At 57.3% G+C, this 19,281-nt stretch carries 14 protein-coding genes and 2 pseudogenes; 8 read left to right on the forward strand and 8 right to left on the reverse strand.

Annotated features, from left to right (window positions below; genetic code table 11):
• Positions 1-404 precede the first annotated feature (404 nt).
• Positions 405-1,418 carry a helix-turn-helix transcriptional regulator gene (locus F759_RS0125950; RefSeq protein WP_322787113.1) on the reverse strand — a complete coding sequence of 338 codons (1,014 nt, stop codon included), beginning with the start codon at positions 1,416-1,418 and terminating at the stop codon, positions 405-407.
• A gap of 386 nt (positions 1,419-1,804) precedes the next feature.
• On the opposite strand from F759_RS0125950, the gene zorA reads away from it, so the two are divergent.
• From zorA to F759_RS0125975, 5 genes are all read left to right on the forward strand, one after another.
• Positions 1,805-4,036, forward strand: a complete 2,232-nt coding sequence (gene zorA, locus F759_RS0125955) for an anti-phage ZorAB system protein ZorA (RefSeq protein WP_051377460.1) — start codon at positions 1,805-1,807, stop codon at positions 4,034-4,036.
• Between the two features lie 4 nt (positions 4,037-4,040).
• Complete coding sequence (locus F759_RS0125960) at positions 4,041-4,751, forward strand: flagellar motor protein MotB (protein WP_027802431.1); 711 nt, start codon at positions 4,041-4,043, stop codon at positions 4,749-4,751.
• Positions 4,742-6,484: an EH signature domain-containing protein gene (locus F759_RS38590; protein WP_051377461.1), complete on the forward strand. Its 1,743-nt coding sequence runs from the start codon at positions 4,742-4,744 to the stop codon at positions 6,482-6,484. The genes F759_RS0125960 and F759_RS38590 overlap by 10 nt, the downstream gene beginning before the upstream one ends.
• 2 nt (positions 6,485-6,486) lie before the next feature.
• Positions 6,487-10,353, forward strand: a complete 3,867-nt coding sequence (locus tag F759_RS0125970) for an SNF2-related protein (protein WP_027802432.1) — start codon at positions 6,487-6,489, stop codon at positions 10,351-10,353.
• A 206-nt stretch (positions 10,354-10,559) separates the two neighbouring features.
• On the forward strand, positions 10,560-12,467 hold the full coding sequence (locus F759_RS0125975) for a DUF262 domain-containing protein (RefSeq protein ID WP_027802433.1): 1,908 nt from the start codon (positions 10,560-10,562) through the stop codon (positions 12,465-12,467).
• Between the two features lie 728 nt (positions 12,468-13,195).
• On the opposite strand, the pseudogene F759_RS38595 reads toward F759_RS0125975, so the two are convergent.
• From F759_RS38595 to F759_RS0126020, 7 genes and pseudogenes are all read right to left on the reverse strand, one after another.
• Positions 13,196-13,934 (reverse strand): annotated as a pseudogene (locus F759_RS38595) (SIR2 family NAD-dependent protein deacylase).
• Positions 13,935-14,168: 234 nt separating this feature from the next.
• Positions 14,169-14,399 (reverse strand): type II toxin-antitoxin system PrlF family antitoxin, encoded by a 231-nt coding sequence (locus F759_RS0125990; protein WP_027802435.1) that lies wholly within the window; start codon positions 14,397-14,399, stop codon positions 14,169-14,171.
• A 219-nt stretch (positions 14,400-14,618) separates the two neighbouring features.
• Positions 14,619-15,248, reverse strand: a complete 630-nt coding sequence (locus tag F759_RS0126000) for an RNA 2'-phosphotransferase (RefSeq protein ID WP_051377462.1) — start codon at positions 15,246-15,248, stop codon at positions 14,619-14,621.
• A 75-nt stretch (positions 15,249-15,323) separates the two neighbouring features.
• Positions 15,324-15,569, reverse strand: a complete 246-nt coding sequence (locus tag F759_RS38600; protein WP_036025260.1) for an excisionase family DNA-binding protein — start codon at positions 15,567-15,569, stop codon at positions 15,324-15,326.
• A gap of 31 nt (positions 15,570-15,600) precedes the next feature.
• Complete coding sequence (locus F759_RS40210) at positions 15,601-16,026, reverse strand: putative phosphothreonine lyase domain-containing protein (protein ID WP_051377463.1); 426 nt, start codon at positions 16,024-16,026, stop codon at positions 15,601-15,603.
• Positions 16,027-16,257: 231 nt separating this feature from the next.
• On the reverse strand, positions 16,258-16,827 hold the full coding sequence (locus F759_RS0126015; RefSeq protein WP_152530704.1) for a hypothetical protein: 570 nt from the start codon (positions 16,825-16,827) through the stop codon (positions 16,258-16,260).
• Positions 16,828-17,076: 249 nt separating this feature from the next.
• Positions 17,077-17,457: a hypothetical protein gene (locus F759_RS0126020; protein WP_152530705.1), complete on the reverse strand. Its 381-nt coding sequence runs from the start codon at positions 17,455-17,457 to the stop codon at positions 17,077-17,079.
• A 216-nt stretch (positions 17,458-17,673) separates the two neighbouring features.
• Here F759_RS0126020 and F759_RS0126025 point away from each other — a divergent pair, with 216 nt between their 5' ends.
• From F759_RS0126025 to F759_RS0126030, 3 genes and pseudogenes are all read left to right on the forward strand, one after another.
• Complete coding sequence (locus F759_RS0126025; protein ID WP_027802439.1) at positions 17,674-17,910, forward strand: helix-turn-helix domain-containing protein; 237 nt, start codon at positions 17,674-17,676, stop codon at positions 17,908-17,910.
• Between the two features lie 584 nt (positions 17,911-18,494).
• Positions 18,495-19,115, forward strand: a complete 621-nt coding sequence (locus F759_RS43430) for a hypothetical protein (protein ID WP_167334043.1) — start codon at positions 18,495-18,497, stop codon at positions 19,113-19,115.
• Positions 19,051-19,281: pseudogene (locus F759_RS0126030) on the forward strand (IS256 family transposase); the annotation flags it as partial. The gene F759_RS43430 and the pseudogene F759_RS0126030, both read left to right, overlap by 65 nt.

Here is a 19,281-nt window from a genome sequence, read left to right on the forward strand (position 1 = left end):
TAGAGCAGTCGCTCACGAGCACTATTTGCGTGGTCCAATGCCTTGCGATACGATGCCGCACGCACCGGGATTCAGCCTTTGCAGGACGCGTTCTGCGCCTGTGCCAGCAGCTTGGGCAAACGTGCCATACGCGCTCGCTGCCCCGGAGTCAGCCCAGAGGTCGCGTCAATCTGGGCCACTCTTGCTCGCCAATACTGCATTCCAAGTACCGCGGTCACCTCGCTGACTGACAGCACGAATTCGAGATGTGCTAGAGCCTGGTCGATGTTCTTCGCAGTGTATGGACTGACCGCAGTCTCAGCTTTCACTACATCCGGATTGCTCGAAATTTTTTAGCTCCTGTTGAGTTGCAACAGGAGCATTCTTCCTGCCCAGTGGGACAAAACCTGTCCGCCGAAAAGACGCTAGCGCGCAACAGTAGGTGCGATTACGTGTCCGTAGCGCGTGGCGAGTCTGTGATATTCGGCAGCAAATTCTTCGCGCAGGGCCGCCGGAGCGAGGATTTCCACGCTCGCACCGAAAGAGCGTAGCCACCAGCGCAACTTCAGACTCGGGATGACCGTGCCAGTCACCATCATCCGCCCGTCAGCAAGCGTCTCGATTTGCTGGTCCTTCGACATGGGCGTTTCGCGGAGATGATTTCCAGCGTGGCCGTCAAAGGCAATACTCAGCTGGACCGCCGGCTGGGTCAGAAAGTTAAACGCCTGCTCGCTCCCAATATAGTCGCGCAGACTGAAATCTTCGGGGTAAGCGAACGATTTATCCGATTCGGTTGCCGACACAATCCGGTCGAGACGGAAAAGGCTGCGCAGCCACCTAATTTTCGGCTTGTCCCTGCGTGGCTCGAACGAAGGGTCTTGCGCGACCATGTACATCACGCCCGCGGACTCAACCAGCGCGAGCGGCCATAGTGTCTTCGGTTTCAGGTCCTCGGTCTCAGGCTTACCCGCTGGCCGGTACTTCACCGAAACTTCTCTTTCGAAGAAAGTTGCTGTCGCGACAATGTGGAAAATACCCTCATGCAGATTTGGGCGGCAAAGAGCAAAGGTGCCGTCGACTGAGTCGACCTTGTCGGGCCAAGCCCGATAAATCCGACTATCTTCTTTCTCCTGCGAAAGGCGGATTTCGGCGGCTGCGAAAAGCGGCTCGATGTCCTTGGTAACGGCGGCAGGCAGCTTGTTGCGCGCGAAGCGCTGCAAAATGTGAAACGCGACAGCTTCGGAAGCACCCATTAGACTCGCGCTATCGCGCGCACCTTGCAACCACGGTTTTCGCTGCCAGAGTAGTTCCCGACCGTTCGACGTTGATAGAACGAGTTTTTTCTTCTCCAGCTTCACCAGTTCGCGCAAAACCTTCTTCGGGTATTTCGTGCGATGCCCGCGTTCCTCAAGTAGTTGGCGGACTTCGGGTGTGGCCATCCAGGACGTCCCATCGCGTTCTGTCGGCAGTATCCGGAGTATTGCTTCGTCAAGCGTTGTAGTCATTGGTCCTCGCGTACATTCTTCTTGCTTTCCGCTCTTGTCGTTCGCGACTGTCGAGACGATAGCCGAGTGGGCATCATATACGCTTCCGGGCCACTTTTCGGGCCATTCGGCCCTATAATCCATTTCGCGAATTGCCTTTCAAAGGCCGCCTACTTCACCGGTTTGAATACCGTTCGCTGATGCAAGAATATGAAAACCCGCCGGTGACGAGTGGGAAAACGAGAGACCAGACACTGGACGCCCGTGCATAAAGCGTGAGCAAACGCTCTGCACCCGCCGATGCCGCCGCGAGGCGTCCAGGCCAAACTTACGGGTATCAAATGACCGACCGGCTTGTAAATTTCCTGGCCGCCTTCAATCCGGCCTTGCGTGAGCTGTCCGGCTTTCCTTTGGCCGTTTTCTGTCTCGTCCTGCTGCTTACCGTTTTATTCGTTGCGGGGTACGCGTGGAAAGGCTCGCAGGTATGGTGGCAACTCCGTGCGGTAATACGCGGCGTCAGGCAGGCCGGCGTGCGCCCGGACCCGGACGAAGTTGGCAAACACTTCAATCGCGCGCCGCTGAAACACCTTTGGTTGGAATATCGGGATACCCTTCATCCGCTGCGTCGCACCGCCAACGGAACTCCAGAGACCCGGGCGACGCTTCCCGCAGAGACCTATTTCACTCGAGACGTGCTGGTTGATGCGCGACTGTTTGACGATTTCGCGAGGCACCTTCCCGGCATCCTGACAGGTCTCGGCATCATCGGAACATTCGCGGGTCTCCTGCAGGGCTTAAGTGGGTTTGACCCGTCCAACCCGACAAAAGCGGTCTCCGGTCTCACGCCGCTTCTCGCCGGGGTTTCCCACGCATTCATTGCCTCCGCAGTTGCGATTTGCTGCGCGATGGGCGTCACCTTTCTAAGTCGCCTGACGCTCGCTTACCTGTATGGTCTGGTCGAAAAACTGAATCACGCGATTGACGCGCTCTACAACACGGGAGCGGGCGAGGAATATCTCGCGCGACTCGTTCACGCTTCCGAAAAGAGTGAGGCGCACGCGGCCCAGCTCAAGGACGCGATGGTGGAAGACCTGAGCCGCATGATGACGAATCTGGTCGAGCGCCAGATTGAAGCGCAGGCGAAGGCGTCCGTGATGCTTGGCGAACACATCGGACAGACCATCAACAGTACACTCGCTGCGCCGCTCCAACGAATGACCGATGCGATGGAGCAAACGAGCCGCGGAAACGGTGAGGCTGTCAATGGGATGCTTGAATCGATGCTGACGAGCTTTATGGCCAAGCTCGAAGACACCTTTGGCGGCCAGATGCGCGGCGCGAACGAACAGATTGAGCGCTCGCTGGGTGCCATGCAAGCGGTTCAGGATTCCATGCAACGATTGCTGGGTGACATCTCAAGAACCAATGAGCACGCGTCGACCCAAGTCACGGGGAAGCTCGAAGAGGCCCTTGCGCATGCATCTGCGAACCAGGAGCTGATGACCACGCAGATGCGGGACTTCGTAAATGAGTTCCGGCAACTGGTCGCCGACGAGCATAGCAAGTCCAGGCAGGTGATGGACGACACCGTTGGTCAGGTGATGGCGCGTGTCAACGACACGCTTCAGAGTCTCGCGGACAGCAGGAGCCAGTCGACGCAGCAGGAACAGCAGCGCAATGAATCGCTGGGCCGCCGAACCGAAGAAATCATCAGCGGCCTCTCGGGCCACCAGGAAATGATGGCTACGCAGTTGCGCCAGTTTGCGGCGGAACTGGGCACCGGTGCCGCAAAACAGCAGGACTTAAATAGCCAGGCAATGAACGATGTGGTCGGCCGGGTTCTGCAAGAAGTATCCGCGTCCGTCGCCCAGTTGCAGGCAACACGAGACGCGGCGGCAACTCAGGACCAGGCACGGAACGAGGCACTTACGCGTCGCACCGAAGAAGTCGTCAGCAACCTTTCCGCACAACTGAAAGCCATGACCGAAGCGGTCACTGGCCAGATTGCGCGCACACAAGCCAATATCGATGCGCTTCAGGCCGTCAGCATCCGGGCAATCGACGGGATGAATAACGGTGCGGCGGCCATGAATACGGCGGCGAACCGGTTTGAAACCGCAGGCGCTTCCGTCACTACCGTGTTCGAGAAATCAGTGGCGGTCGCGGCCGACTTGCAGCGCGCCACTTCGGCGCTTCAGTCGGCGTCGACTACGGTCACACAGGCATTCCAGCAGTATGACCGCACCCGTGAGACCGTCCAAGAATATGTTGGCATCCTGAAGGGTCTCGTCGAGTCCGCAGGAAAAGAAGCCGGACTGACGCAATCCATGCTCACGGACCTTGAAGGGATTGTTCAAACGCTACGCGAGGCGGAACGGCAAGCTACCGAGTATCTGAACGGTGTCAACCAGACGCTCGCCGAGTCTTTCGAGCAGTTTGGCAACGCCATGACCAACCAACTGCGTCAGACCATCGGAGAGACGGACCGCCATCTCGGTCATGGGGTCCAGCAACTGACCGGCGTCGTCCAGGAGCTCGGCATCGCCCTTCAGCGCATGAAGCGCGCGGCGTAACGTCATGTTTCCGCGAATCGTACTCAAACGTCCGGGCAAGTCCGAAGGTGAAAGTCCCTTCTGGATTTCCTTTTCGGACCTGATGTCCGCATTGATGACCCTGTTCTTGGTCGTGATGGCCGCGACGCTTATCACTGTCACCAAGAGCGTCTCGACCGTTGAGCAAAGGAAGATACAGCGCGAAACGGACATCCGGGAACTGATGGCGCAAATCAAGGAAGTGTCGCGGCAGTTTCCAGAGGTAAAGGTCAATGAAACCACTTATCGCATCGACCTCGGTGACATTGTCCGGTTCGATAGTGGACGGTCAGACATCTCGACCAGCGGGGCGACATTCCTTCGCAACTACGTACCGGTTCTTCTCAAGGCGCAACAGACAGATATTGGCCGGAAATGGATTCGCCGCATTGTCGTGGAAGGGTTTACCGACCAGGACGGCAGCTATCTATACAACCTGGGGCTGAGCCTCGACCGCAGCCGGCGTGTGGTTTGTTCACTTTTCGCACTACCAAGCCGAGACGAGACGCCTTTGAGCGTTGGTCAAAAAACGCAGATTCGTGACCTGTTCCTTGTCGGTGGATACTCGTTCAACTCTACGAAGGAGTCCAAGGAAGCGAGTCGCCGGGTCGAACTGAAGGTTGAGTTCTGGGCGCTGGACGAACAGCCCTCCGCACTGCCCGCGCCCGTGTCGAAGGAGTTTGGGCAATGCAGCTAGGTGCCGACGCACTCTCCCTTCTGAAGTCGGCGCTCGACCGAAAGCTTGTCGCTTTCAGTTCGGACTGGAAGGAACTGGGACAGCCGGCACTGGTGGAAAAAGCGAGTGAGCAGGCGAAGCGGACTTTTCAAGAATACGCGAGTGCGCGCCCCTCGGCGCACGATGCCTACGCATCTGCGCTCGCCTTCCTACGCGGACACGAACTCGACGAATCACAGAAGGATACAGTTGCAAGCGCGCTAAACCAGGCAGTTTCAGAGCGCCAGGGAGCGAGGCCGATAGGCAGCGACAGGCTGACGGCACTTTTCAGATACTACGAGGACGAAGCAGTTGCCGGTACTTTGTGGCGTCTGACCTGGTTCGGCTTGCTGGTGTCGTATTTCTCGTACGACCCGCTCTCCGCTCGGGGGATTGAACACGATGGCTGGCTGTTGCTGAGGAAGCTTCTTGCTACGACCTGGTCTCATATCGACAGCGCTAGTGGCAATGCGACGGTCCCCGATTGGCTTGCCGCTTTACGACGACACCCCGCACTTATCAGCGAAAGGGCTGCAGACGAATTTGCGGACCATTATCTTGCCGGTGACCGGACTACCCTTGATTTGATTGTTGAGAACGTCGGTATCCCGGAGAGCAGCTGGTTCTGGCACTCACTGGTCCTCAGTGCAGTGAAGACTAGCGCCGGCTATGGGGACGAACGGTTCGTGGCCCACATACCGCGCCTGATTGCGCTTATCAAATCTCGTCCTGTGTTTCGTGATGAAGCCCTCGAAATCCTTCTCGCGCGATACCACCGCATTCCTGGGCATCCCGTTCACCACGAATTGCGAGATTACGTTGTCGGCAAGGATGTGTGGCGCAATCCGAAATTGAAGGCGGCAGGCATTGCGACGGCCTGGAATCGCGTGCCCGACTCCGTTTGGCGAATGGTCTTGCAGTGGGTAAACGAAGGCAACCTGCGGGACTTTTTCGATGTACTGGCTGCCCGGAATAGTGCCGATGAGGGCCGGCTTGCGTTCTGGAGCCGCTACATGCGACAGATTTCGTGGACGCGCCTGATTTTCAGTAACGAAACGGTGTTACTCGCGCGAAGCAACCGGGGAATCCGGGAGCTTATCGCCCGAGAGGCTGGAGCGTACGCGACGCTGTATGGGAACAAGAACATTGATGCGTTCATCATGCAGATTGGCGAGTACATCATTGTCGAGTTCAGCACTACGGGCAACGCCGCGTACGTCTACGATTCTGCAACCCTCCGGTTCGACAGATATTCACCGACTTATCACGGCGGCACCGAGGATTTGCGCTACGGATTTCGCACTGGAGCCCGATGTCGAATCATCCATAATGCGGGCTGGCAGTCCAGCGCGGCGCACGAACTGGCTCGGCTTGGCATTCGTCCCGACGAGGATATAAAGCAGTCACGACTGCCCCGTCCCACCTTAGTAGAAAAGCGACAAATCAAGACGCCGCCCCAATCGGGGCTGGCAGGACCGAGATGGGTTTCGCCCACCGTTCCCTCCCGAGTCGCCACTCAAACACCTTTTTCCATGGCAGCGCTGGAAGCCCATGTCGAGCAATACATTGGTGCCTACGTCGATGACAGGCGCCAAGCCGCCGGCGGCCGACTATGGGTTGAAGACCCGCGACAGGACATAGCGCTTGGCAGACAGCTGAAAGCGTGGGGCTTCAAGTGGGCTAACTCACGTTCGGCGTGGTATTACGCGGAGTAAGGATGGCTTTCTTCAATCTGTTCAAACGCGGCGCTTCGACAAATACGGCGCGTCCGAGCTTCCAGCCGGAATGGACCGAGCGCGGCATTGCGTTCAGGCTGGCCGTTCCATTGCCGGCCCCGACAGTCAATGAGCTCCAGGCGAGGGCGTATGCCGTTGAGCAGCACGAATTCGTTCTTGCTCATTACCTCCTCCAACTGGCGCAAGGAGGCGCCGCGTCGGTGGATGCAGACTGCCTTCTTCTGCCCTGGTCGGAGTTTTTCCGACTGAGGGAGATGCCCGAACATCAGTCGTCGCTCGCTAGCTTCGTCGTCCCACCCGAGCGACCGTTCCAACCAGTTCTGAACCATCAGGCCACGCTATCAGATTCCTCCTTCGACATATTTGTCGAAAGCTGGGAGCTGAGCGGGTTGAGCATCCGCACTGCTCGACGGACAGGTGCCGTGCTGACTGTCGATGATGAGGAAGCGCTCCTCCCCGCGGCAACATGGGAAACGGTCGAGACCATCGACCAATTCCGGCACCGTTCCGCCGAGCAACGGACGCAACATTTCAACGAACTGGGTTGGGGAAAGATTCGCTCACAGGCGGATATTGCCAGCGCTCTCTATAAATCCCAGTACCTGGCAACGACACACGTTCTGACACCGGACAAGCTCCGTCTTCCTCAGACGAGGGAAGAGACTCCTTTCGGCCGTGTTCACACTGTTATGCCCACGTTCGACGGCGCGCCTGACGGATGGTTACGTGCCTTTGACCAGTTTGGGACTGTCCAGCCTCACTATGACCTCGCGAGCAGCGACGGCGGCCGGGTCCGCATTGTGTTGTCCGAGCCCGTTCTCAAGGTCCTCCAGGTCATCAAACGCGACATGCCGGGACGCCGTGTCGCGGGCGCACGTGCCGAAAAGTTCGTCCACAACCCGTGGGCTTTTCTTGGTGACAGTGCTGCTGAAGTGCTCAATGAGGAAGACTTCCTGCTGGACAGAGCTTCTGCTGGTCCGCTCACGACCATCTTCTCGGTCGCGGCCCGGATGAGCGACGGTCGCATCGACACCGTTGGACTCGTCGTGACCGAACACTACGCCGATGGCACGGCGCGAACGTCCGATTGCAGGTTTGAAGGTACGGCATCGCTCGCGGAATTTGTGATTACGCTAGAGGGCGCCCTGTGCGAGGAGCGAGAGCTTTTTCCGTGGAACGAGTTCGACCTTACCGTCGATGCCGAATCTGCCTCCCAGCTTGAGACCGCCCGACAGGTTTTGTTTTTGTGGCGTAGTCAGCCCGCAGGGCGGATTGATTTCACGGACGTATACACGCTGGACGGGTACAGCGACCGGATTCACGGAATCGGCGTAGCCAAGCCTGTGTATGTACCAGTCATGCAGAACGCTTCTTCCGTCGCGGATGATGAAGGCGGCTGGCTGCCCGACGAACTCACTCCGATGGTCTCAGTCACATTGTCCGGACACGACGGTCACGTGCTCATTCCGCTCACCGCAGAATGGGTTGGAAACTTCGAGCAGGCAGTTCAGCAGGCGGAAAAGGAAGGAGTTGGCGAGGTGTGCGACCCCGAACTGCCAACGGCCATCGATACCGCCCAGGCGCGGCAGCTCGCCGACGCATTCGGTTCGATGATTGCCGCCAGTGAAAAGGTCAAGGCGGAAAAGGCCGGCGGAGAGACGAAGTCGCGCAGAACGAAGGAAAGCCTGCTCGTCAAGACTAACTTCAACGAGGTTGACTATCAGGAGGCGAGGCGAGCCGTCCTGACACCGCCTGAGGAGGCGAAGGCAATCCTACCGGCGTCCCTGCGGCCATCCGTTTCGCTGAAAATGCATCAGCGACAGGGCATTGCTTGGTTTCAGCATCTCGTCGCATTGAGCCCTTCGGAGTGCCGGGGAGCGCTCCTCGCGGACGACATGGGCCTGGGGAAGACGCTTCAATTGCTTACCCTGCTTGGCTGGTTTTACGAACAGCGGCCCGAAGGAAAACCCTCATTGGTCGTCGCACCGAAAAGTCTGCTTGACAACTGGGCCCAGGAAATTGAGCGATTTTTCACTCCTGCCTATCCCGACCATCTTGTGTTGCATGGCGACGAATTGCGAGCGAGAAAGCAGCCCATAGACCTCATCGACGAACAACTGCAGACGCGCGGTATCACCGACCTACTCAAACGAGACTGGCTCGGGAACCACAAGGTCATCATCACGACCTACGAGGTACTGACGAATTATGAATTCTCGTTCGCCCGCAAGGAATTCGCGTTTGTCATCTGCGATGAAGCGCAACGCATCAAGACCCCTGGAACGCGGGTCACGCTTGCCGCAAAAAAACTGAAAGCGGACTTTCGTATCTCCTGCACGGGTACGCCAGTAGAAAACTCCCTAGCCGACCTATGGTGCCTTTTTGACTTTGTGCAGCCGGGTCTGCTGGGTGCGCTGGAGACTTTCGGCCGAACTTACCGCCGGCCGATTGAGTGCAACACCGAGGAGCACCACGACAGTCTGAACCGGCTCCAGTTGCTCATCGCCCCGCAAACCTTGCGTCGAACCAAGGAAGACATTGCCGGCGAACTGAAGAAAAAATATTTCGTCCTGCAAGGGCTAACGCAAGCAGCAACTTCGCTCAGCGTCAATCCATTAGACGGTGAGCGGCTAGAGGTTGCCATTTCAGGCCACCAGTTGGTGCTCTACAAAGGCGGTCTCAAAAAGCTACAGGATGCCGCCGCGGAGCGGGATGCCCGGCAGCGCGCGAGACTTTCGTTCGGCGCTCTGCATCTCATGAAGGCTGTTTGTGCCGAGCCATACTGTTTGCCGGGAAGCCGGTTCGCGCCCGACAAGCGCGGTCTTGATGCGCATCTCGAAAATTCGCCGAAGATGCGGTGGCTGCTCGAACAACTTGGGGCGGTTGCAGGCCGCGGGGAGAAAGCGATTGTCTTCACAGAGTTGCGTGAGGTGCAGGCGGCGCTCGCCTACTTCATCCATCAGCGCTTCGGCCTGAAACCGTCGGTGGTGAATGGCGACACGCAGGGCCGGCAGGGTTTCATCGACCGTTTCTCTGGTGCCGGTGGCTTCAACGTCATCATTCTTTCAACCCTGGCTGCAGGCGCTGGACTCAACGTGACGGCGGCAAACCACGTTTTCCACTACACCCGCGCGTGGAACGCCGCGAAGGAAAATCAAGCCACGGACCGGGCGTATCGCATTGGCCAAGAAAGGGATGTGTTCGTCTACTGTCCAACCGTTGTCGCCGACTTTCCTACGTTCGAGGTACGTCTTGACGAAATGCTGAAACGCAAAGGAAAACTTGCGGGTGCAACCATGAGCAATTCGTCAATGGAGGCCATGCTGAACGGCAACATCGAAGACGTGCGGATGTCTGAACTATTGGGAGACGTGCCTGGTTCCGCGCAGATTGAGCTCAGGTACCTCACGATGGATGATGTCGACCGTCTTGATGGCGCCAGCTTCGAATACCTTTGCAGGCTGTTGTGGGACAAGCGCGGATTCGTGGCGTCTGTGACGACAAAGATGCGCGGGGACGGTGGCATTGATGTGATTGCACTGCAGGGCAAGGAAGGTGAGTTACTCCAGTGCAAGTCGTCTGCGAATGGTGAACTCGGATGGGATGCGGTAAAGGAAGTAGCCGCCGGTGCCGCACGGTACCAAAACGCGTATTCGGGTACGCGCTTTAGGCGTATATGCGTAACGAACCGGCGTTTTAACTCTGGCGCGCACGCTCAAGCTGGCGCGAACCGTGTTCAGTTGATTGAAAGAGATGGGCTAGAGCATCTGCTCACACAATACCCTTTAACGGTTGACGAGTTAGACGATGAATTGTTGAGCAAATTGTCGCTCTCGAGCGCAGCGTAGCAATTTGTTGTTGAACCCGTTCAACTAGAACACCCGGTGTGAGTCTAACGGCTGGGACTGCGAACCCATATTATGCTTAGCAAGATGGAGAGTCGAGAAACCTCGACTTGCCTGCAACAGATACGCCACGAGAGTTGCCCCTTGACCCCAACCGTCATGCACCTCACTTCCTAACACCGCTATCCTCAAAGACTACATTTATTACTATGGCTAGGTCAGCGTTTCAAACGAATCCAATCGCCCTGCGGGAACTACTTGACGATTGCGATAGAGGTGCCCTCCAACTGCCCGACTTCCAGCGCAGTTGGGTCTGGGACGAAGACCGCATCAAAAGCCTAGTCGCGTCCATCTCCCGAGCGTTTCCTGTTGGAGCACTGATGACGTTGGAGACGGGAGGCGATGTTGAGTTCAAGCCCAGGCCAGTTGAGGGTGCGCCGCGCTCAGCTCAGTCGGCTGTGCCGCGGGCGTTGTTGCTTGACGGCCAACAGCGGATGACGTCACTCTACCAGGTAACACTCCGCGGAAAGGTCGTGGAGACCGTTACCCCGAAGAACAAGAAGGTTAAACGCTGGTTCTATATCGATATTAGAAAAGCAATGGACCCGTCGTGCGACCGTGAAGACGCTATTGTCGGTGTGCCGGAAGACAGAGTTATCCGTACGGATTTTGGGCGTTCAGAGGTTCTTGACCTGACGACGCCGGAGCGCGAGTACGAAACGCTGATGTATCCCGTTTCACAAGTGTTCGACTGGGATTCATGGCAGGATGGCTTCCAGGAATATTGGCGCGGAGACGAGCACTCAGACACGCGGAAGTTGTTCAAAGCATTCAAGCTGGCGATTTTGGAGAACTTCAAGGACTATCGGGTTCCTGTCATCGCGCTCGACAGGTCCACATCGAAGGAAGCAGTGTGCGTCGTGTTCGAAAAGGTCAATACCGGTGGCAAACCGCTTGATGCATTCGAATTGGTTACCGCGACGTACGCCGCCGAAGGACATGAACTCCGAAAGGATTGGTTCGGCAGTGAAAAAACGAAGGGTCGGCAGAGCCGCTTCGTAGAGACTTTGCGTCCCGCAGATGCTACTTCCGGCATCATCGCGAACGTTACCAATACCGATTTCTTGCAAGCCGTCTCGCTCTTCTACACTCGCGAGAAACGCCGTGAGGCGGAGCAAGCCAATAAATCTGGAAAAGATTTGCCATCGGTCAGTGGAAATCGTCAGGCGCTTCTGAATCTTCCGTTGGCCGCTTATAAGAAGTATGAGGCGCAGGTCGAAACTGGCTTCATCCATGCAGCCAAGTTTCTTCATATGCTGCACATATACCGAGTGTTCGACCTACCCTATCAGTCACAAATCGTTCCGCTTGCGGCGATACTCGCCGACATCGGAACCGCGTGGGAGCACGATACGATTCGCACAAAGCTGGTTCAATGGTATTGGAATGGCGTCTTTGGTGAGCTATATGGTTCGGCGGTTGACTCGCGCTTCGCCCGAGACTTCTTGGAAGTGCCGGTTTGGTTGAACGGCGGACCGGAACCGACGACAATCAGCGAAACCATCTTTCGCGCCGACCGGCTGAAAACGATGCGGATGCGCCTATCAGCCGCGTACAAGGGGGTGAATGCGCTGCTCATGAGGGAGGGCGCCCGCGATTTTCGTTCTGGGCAGAAATTCGACCATACCGTGTTCTTTGGTGAGAACGTCGACATCCACCATATCTTTCCGCAAGACTGGTGTAAAGCCAACGGCATCAAACCCGCCGTATACGATTCGATAATCAACAAGACCCCTCTGTCCTATCGAACGAACAGGATTATCGGTGGAGTGGCACCGTCCGAGTATCTCGCGAAGCTTGAGGGCGGTAATTCGACAACCCCGCCTATCGATGGGGAACGACTGAACGAGCATCTTGAGTCGCACTTTATCAATCCCGCTTTGCTTCGAAGCGATTCGTTCGAAGCATTTATGTCAGACAGACAAAAGCAGTTGCTGGCTTTGATTGAAGATGCGATGGGGAAGCGTGCGTACACCGGAGAGATTCGTGAGGAGGGTGAAGATTACGAGTCGGACGAGGCGACATTGGAAGCCGATTTGACGATGGATGCCGCATAGCGGCGACCGCAGTCGTAGCGCGAATTAGGGGTTTGGTGGAGACGAGAGCAGAGCTGGGGAGAAGCGACCGCTGAAGTTAAGGCGTGCTGGCTCCACGCTTCCCCGGGCGCCTGCGTATGTTGCAGGACCAGCTCAAGGGCGCCGTCCTGCTGGTCCGGCGGGTACCGGCTGTGTTTTTTAGGGCGGGGTGTTGCGTCGCTTTTTCAGCGAATGTGCTTGCTATCCATCGGTTGCAGCTATTAGAAGTTGTCGCGTGCGCTTCATGACCCACACCACCTCCGCTTGCGAAAAGTCCCACTCACTCGAGTCGACCTTCAATCTCACGCCTTTCTCGACCCTGCTCAACGCCACGTCCCGGGACATGCCAGAGGTCGAAATCTTTCGCAATGCGTACACAGATAGCTGAGTAGCAAGGTCCTCGCACGCGTCATAGCGTACCCACAGCTCCTCCTCCGTGAGACCGCTTCGATAGCGCCCATCGACTTCGCGAACGAGAAGCTTTGGTTGAACCCCGGTTACAGAACCTAGGTCTTGGTTTCTCGGGAAATCAGCAGGCACGCGTCGGTCTGTCATCTCGTTCTCTAGGCCTTTGGCAGTTGTCGAGGCGGTCCGACCATCGCACACGCCTCTTATGTCGCCGCCCCGCTCAAGATTTCGCTCAGCGCAGCGCCAGCACCTGGCTGTCGATGTGTACCCCCACGATGCAGTTGATTTTGATTTACTAAAACTCACATCTGGGCGTTAAGCATTCTGAGCGTCGCCGCGGCGGTGCCCTCCAAACCAACTCCATGCGACGGGTTCGTGTTCGACTCCCGAAGGTTGATTCGAATGAGCCTCTGCGCCGAGAATCGTTCGCTGAAGCGTCGTACGGTCGGTAAGGCAATCCCGGCGCCCACTTCCACAACAACAAGCTTCGACACGGATGAAAGCCAGGCTGCAAGTCGCTGCTGCTGTTTCTCATAGGGAAGGCCAACCCGACCCCAGTCGCCGAACATCAGGATATTCGGGCGCGCGACAGCACCGCACCGAGGACAACGCGGCATCGGGCACTCCAACTCGGAGGTTGTTTGATTTACGAGTGGATGAAAATCTCTCGCCGACCAAGTATCGTCCGTACAGGCCTCCAGACATTGAAGTGCGTGAATCGAACCGTGGCATTCGTGCACGCGGTGCTCCGGGAACCCGGCCTTTTTGAACTGTCCGTCGACGTTGCTGGTGAAACATGAAAGCCCCATGGCTCATTCGGTCCGCCCAACTGCGCAATATCGCAAAGCCTTCGTGTGGAACGGTGTCGCGGTACAACTTCAGGCGGTGTCCGTAGAAGCCCCACGCAAGCTTCGGGTGCTCCGCAAACCGAACGGGGTTTGCCATGTCTTCGAACGAGAGGCCTTGATGCCGAAGCGCGGGGTACGCTCGCCAGAAACCTTACTGGCCGCGGAAATCGGGAAGGCCCGAGTCGACGCCCATGCCAGCGCCTGCAGTGATGAGCAGACCGTCGGCTTCTCGCAGCCAGGCGACAGCTTTTTCCCGCTTTTCGTCGTGCGAATCGAGCACTTCTATGCTCCCATTACAATGCTACGACTACCGATGGGCTGAAACGCAGATGCATTAATCTAACGCGCCGCGGGAGCGACGTGTGCGGCAGCTTGCCTTGCAATCGTCCTCATCGTCGAAACCGTCGACGAAATTTGGCCTCGCTGATTACGCGCGGTGTCGTCGCCACGCTTTCATGTCCTCGATGGTCACCCCTTCGACCGGGGATTCCACGGCTCCCGCCGACTCCAGAACCGACTTCGATTTTGCTCGTACCAGGACGTTGCCATCGGGCATGACGTGCCACACCCGCCGCGTGCCCGGCTTCATGCCTAACGCTTTCCTGACCTCGGCAGGCACCGTGGTACTGCCTCTGGTTGTAAGGCGCGATTCAGCCATGTAACTTCCCCTTGGATGTTCGGGTAGCCTACCGGCAGAAGCAATCTCCGTGAGTGCTACTCTGACACGCGCTAGTGCATTCTCAGGCGATATTCAGACAGGTCCCGCCCGCGATGATTTGAATGCATCGGCGCCGGTTTGCGTGCAGCTTCGACGTGGTTTGACGTTGCTGGTCGTCCCAAAACGCGCACTTCAGCACGAACTGGCGACAACGCGCCTTCATGAGCTTGGCCCCCGTTCGTCGGACGTCCACTTTGACAGGTATGCCGTCGGCACAGCAGGAGTAAGCCAAACTCCGTTATCCGACCGCGCGAAAGAGTACCCGTCAGCGTGCATCTGCGCTGCGTCCACCACCAATACCAGTGGTTGGCCGTGGCGAGCTCCTACGCGCGTCGCTGTGTTGACGTCCGTGCTCAGATGGACAGCGTGCCGGGTCCGAGGCGTCAATCCGTCACCCGCGATACTCTCCCAGTTGCTCCACGCGGTGCCATGATAAAGAACAGCCGGCGGCTCCATATCGGCATATCCGAGGTCCACGCCTATCGAGTGACCCTGTGCCGCTCGTATCCGCAGGCCATCCTGAGATAACGAAAACCGCTGCTTCTCGTTTGTGGCCACGACCGCGAGGATGAGTTCTCTGGTCACTGTCGGCAATGTCCTCAGTCGCTTCGATGCGTTCGCATTGCGCGCAGTACGCTCTATTGCGCGTATCAGTTCATCGACAGACGCCCAGCCCTGACGGTCGAGGCGTATGCCGACCATCTCGGGCTCATGGCGCAAAATCTTTGAGAGAAGTCTGCTAACCGCGGCGTGGCCGGCCGCAACGCGTGAATCGGCATTCGTGTTCATGTAGATATACCTCCGCCGGAATGTCCCGAACTTGCAGCGAATCCAAGCTTTGAATCCTTAGCCAACTGGTTCCGCTCATTCGTTGCCACCTGCTGAAGCCTGGTAAGCTTTTTCCGCAGCACGTTGGTGCGCCTGATAGGCCAGCACTGACGCCTTCGTCAGGAATCGGGTGTTCCCAGCTTTGTGGTGAAGCTTGAGTTTGTCTTGCTTGAGCAGCTTCACGACATGTGGACGGGAAACAAATAGCAGCTTCGCGGCTTCGGCGGTGGACATGAAATCGTCGGCGTCAGGGGGCGGTGGAATCTTCGCGTTGGTCGACATTGTGGCTCTCTGATTTGATTGCGACGGCTGGCTACGCACGTAGGTACGACTCTCCAGAGCCGTAAATGCGGTTTCGTGTATCAATGTCACGCTTGTAGCCGAGCTCCTTCACGAAGCCCAGCGACTGCAGCACTTTCCGGGCGCGCATGAGGTCCTGCCTATCGGCCCAGTCACGCGTGTAGACACAGATGACGTGCCCATCGCGCCCCATGCTCCGCAGAGCGGTGGACACCTTGGCAAATATCAGCTGTTCAGCCTCGATAGCACTGCTGATTTTGCTCCACGCATCGTCCATGTCGGTGGGGCTCACAAAGATGCACCATTCCCCAGATAAATCTGTCGAGGCAAAGTCGCTGTAGCTCGGGGACTTCTTATAGTGCCAGTTGCAACTCAAGTCCTCAGACGGCTTGTCCTGTTTCCTGGACAGTCGCTCTTCCACACTAATCCCTTCCTTCACGGAAGCCTCCTCGCGCGTGGCGCTGCTTTCGTATCAATCCGCCTTGCTGGGCCTCGCGCGACATTGTTCCAACTCCTTTCTGAGCTCGTCTATTGTCGTTTGCATGCCAGCTGCTCGCTTCAGTAGCTGTCCGACTTCATACCAGTAGGCATATCCTAGGTCGCCGTCCGCTAGGCCCAATTCGTGGAACTTGCGAAGCGCAATCGCGAGGTCAATATGGCCTATTCGAGTTCATGTCTTCGCCGCTTTGTGCTTCGCGAAACCACTGGCAGCCTTCGCTACTACGGTGACGTCTGCAATCGCGAGGCGTTGGAGCGGCGTGGAGCCTCCAAGGTCCGCGATTGGTGTGGTGAAGAAATGCCATTTTTCCAGCCCCGATGCAGTGACACCCAACCGACGTATGACCTTCGCGAAGACATCCCGGTGAATCAGCGATGAAAGAAAAAACGCAGGGATGTACGTCTCTTTCGCCATTTCAACGCTGAAGATTCGCTCTGCAGCGAGATACTTGTTCAGTTTCTTCTCCGTGATACCTGTTGCCCTGCAGAAGTCTTCTGCGCGTAGCAATTTTCCTTCACGCACGAGGGCGCTATGCCCCGAGCCTTCCAAGGTGCGCTGTGTCGAATCTTCGCGCGGTGTTTGCTGTTTCGAGATACGGCTAGCTCGCTTGCGTAGCTTCTCTTCTTCTTCGCGCATCGACTGTATGTCGAGATTGAGAATGGTTGCCACGCCTACGATTTGCCACACACGATTTTTGATTAGCCGGCCTAGCTCCTCGTCGGGGATGTCAAGAAGTGCCATGGCGCCTATTGGGTCAACCAGGACAGCAGCGACGGCCGCACGATGAATCGCATGGTCTATCCGCGCAAGCCGCACTTCTTCCGGCGAAGGCGCGTCTCGCCTTTGATTAGACGGCCGCGGCGTTACTACTCCTTTGGTCGTGATTCGATTCATCGCGGTAGGAGCTAGTCAGAGAGGGGTGTCGTTCTTGTGATACTCACGGATAAGCGCGTTCTGCCGCCCGCCGCAGATTTCGAATCTCGCACGTACTCATCCGTTTTCGAAGCTCAATACTTTGACCAACCGTGGTCTCTTAACATGCCTATCGGGTGCGGCAGGCCAACACCGTCTTGTCTCTCCGTCGGCGGTCGAATACCAGTAGTGCACGACGCCCTTATCATTGCCCTCCGCCTCCTGCCACAACCCGCTTACTCGGCAGAGCGTTACGGTAGCGTCAGCTTCATTGCGAGCCAACAGGTGAACGGAGAAGCTGACGTCGCCAAGTTGCAGTACCAGTTGAATCAGCGCCTCGGCACCGTCCACCACCCAACCGTCCGGGCTCCAGTCCGCGCCACGAGAGGAGGCAATGACAAAGAAGTTCGGCGTTGCGTCCGACCATCCAACGCAGCGCCAAGGAAGAAATGGCTGCATGAGCCTCTTCTTTATGGGATGTGGCTCTTCCCAACTGGAGTCAGTAAATAACATCGGACAGTCCAAAAATGATGACAGGGCTCGTGCATGTGCGACCGCTCGTTGGTGACACACATATTCCATAAAGGAGCAGTATATACGTTTACGCAGTATATGTTTGTACGGTATATGTTTGCAGAGTAGACGAAAAGGTCATGTTGCGCCAACCTCCGGGCCATGACCGACAGTGACAACAAAGACATCGACCCCTACCTCCGGCGCCGACTGGCAGCGCATGTCCGGAGACTGCGATTGGAAAAAGGTATCTCTCAAGAATTGCTCAGCGTTGAATGCGGGTTCCATCGCACGTACGTCAGCCACATCGAACGGGCTGCGACGAACATTACGCTCGACAATCTCCAGAAGCTAGCTTCCGGGCTTGAGGTGGACCCTTCGGAGTTACTCATCCGTTAGAGCGGGCAGCGAGCGAGCGGCGCCGACTTCAGTGTGAGTGAGAGGGAATCGGTTACGCAGTAGAAACCACCAAAGCCTCCAAGAGGCGCCAAGTCAGCGTTGCTGGAATCGGTTTTGCCGATGCCAAGCGAGGAACTGTCGCGCCAGCTGGGAAGGCGTCACGGATAACGAGCCGCCGGCCAGACCCAGCCGCGCCTAGTCTTCCGGCCCGAGGGCGGGCGAAACCGCAACCGTCCCTCTTCCTCGAACGTGATGAAGCCGGCGTCGAAGGCTGCGTCCCGTTGCGGAGCGAGCAACAGGATGTTCGCCGGATTCAGTCTTTCACTATCCGTGGACTCCGACCGGGAGGAATGCCGTCGACCTCTGCATGCGGCGGTTTGCCGACGAGCGTCAGTTGATACGTACCAACGGACGGTTTGTGGTGCGTTACATGAATGGCGCGCAGGTAGTCAGATTTTGGCTGCCTGCGGTTGATGCGTATCACGACACCGAGTTCACCAATCTGCAGGACCGAGATAGTCAGCCTCCCGCACATCGCCAAAAATGGGGCCGAATTCCATGGAAAGTATTGACTTCGAGCCTCTTTGATGCTGCAACTTCGTCCGGAAAGCCGTGCTGCCGCAACTTGGCTTTCTCGTGGGTTGGCGACGCCACGTGTGCAGCTTCGCACCGAAGTGACGGGCTGGCTGCCGGTTCGCGAGCGCCCCATTCTCTGTTACGACATCGATGTGAACCTGCGAATACTCGAAAGCCTGATTGGGGGCGCGCTTCCCAAAGGCGGGCCAGTGGAGGACATCTGGCCTATGCTGAGTCCAGCAGGACTGGACGCGTTTTTCCCGGAGCATGCCATCAGCAGCACGCCCTATGGGATGCCGGCGCCAATCTCGCCTGCTTCAAATCAAAAACGGACAGGGGCACGGGCCAGAATTGGCGATAATGAGTGGTGCGCCGGTATTGCGGCAGTCATGTTGCAGATTCTGCGGTCGGACTTTAAGGCCGGATTTGCAGCTGCACCCGGCTTGGGGCATGCCATGGGGCACGCTGAACAGTTGCCACGCGAGATTCAACACTATTGTTTGGTGGAGCCTGTCAGATTTTTAGTGTGTCGAGGTCATGAGACGATAACGGAAATAACGTCCAATGACCGAAACAACAGTGACCAGGAAGAGCAAGAACCCGAAGGCGCCGAAGCTGTTCCCCGATGAGCTGATCGATCAACTGCTGGCGCAGGTGCAGAACAGGAACGCCGAGTCGGTTCTCGGGGAATCGGGCCTGGCCGGGCGACTGAAGAAGCAACTGGCTGAGCGCATGTTGGCCGCGGAGCTGACGCATCACCTGGAGAGCGAGGCGGAGCAAGGCAGCGCCGGCAAC

It is taken from the genome of Paraburkholderia dilworthii, assembly GCF_000472525.1.
GTDB lineage: Bacteria > Pseudomonadota > Gammaproteobacteria > Burkholderiales > Burkholderiaceae > Paraburkholderia > Paraburkholderia dilworthii.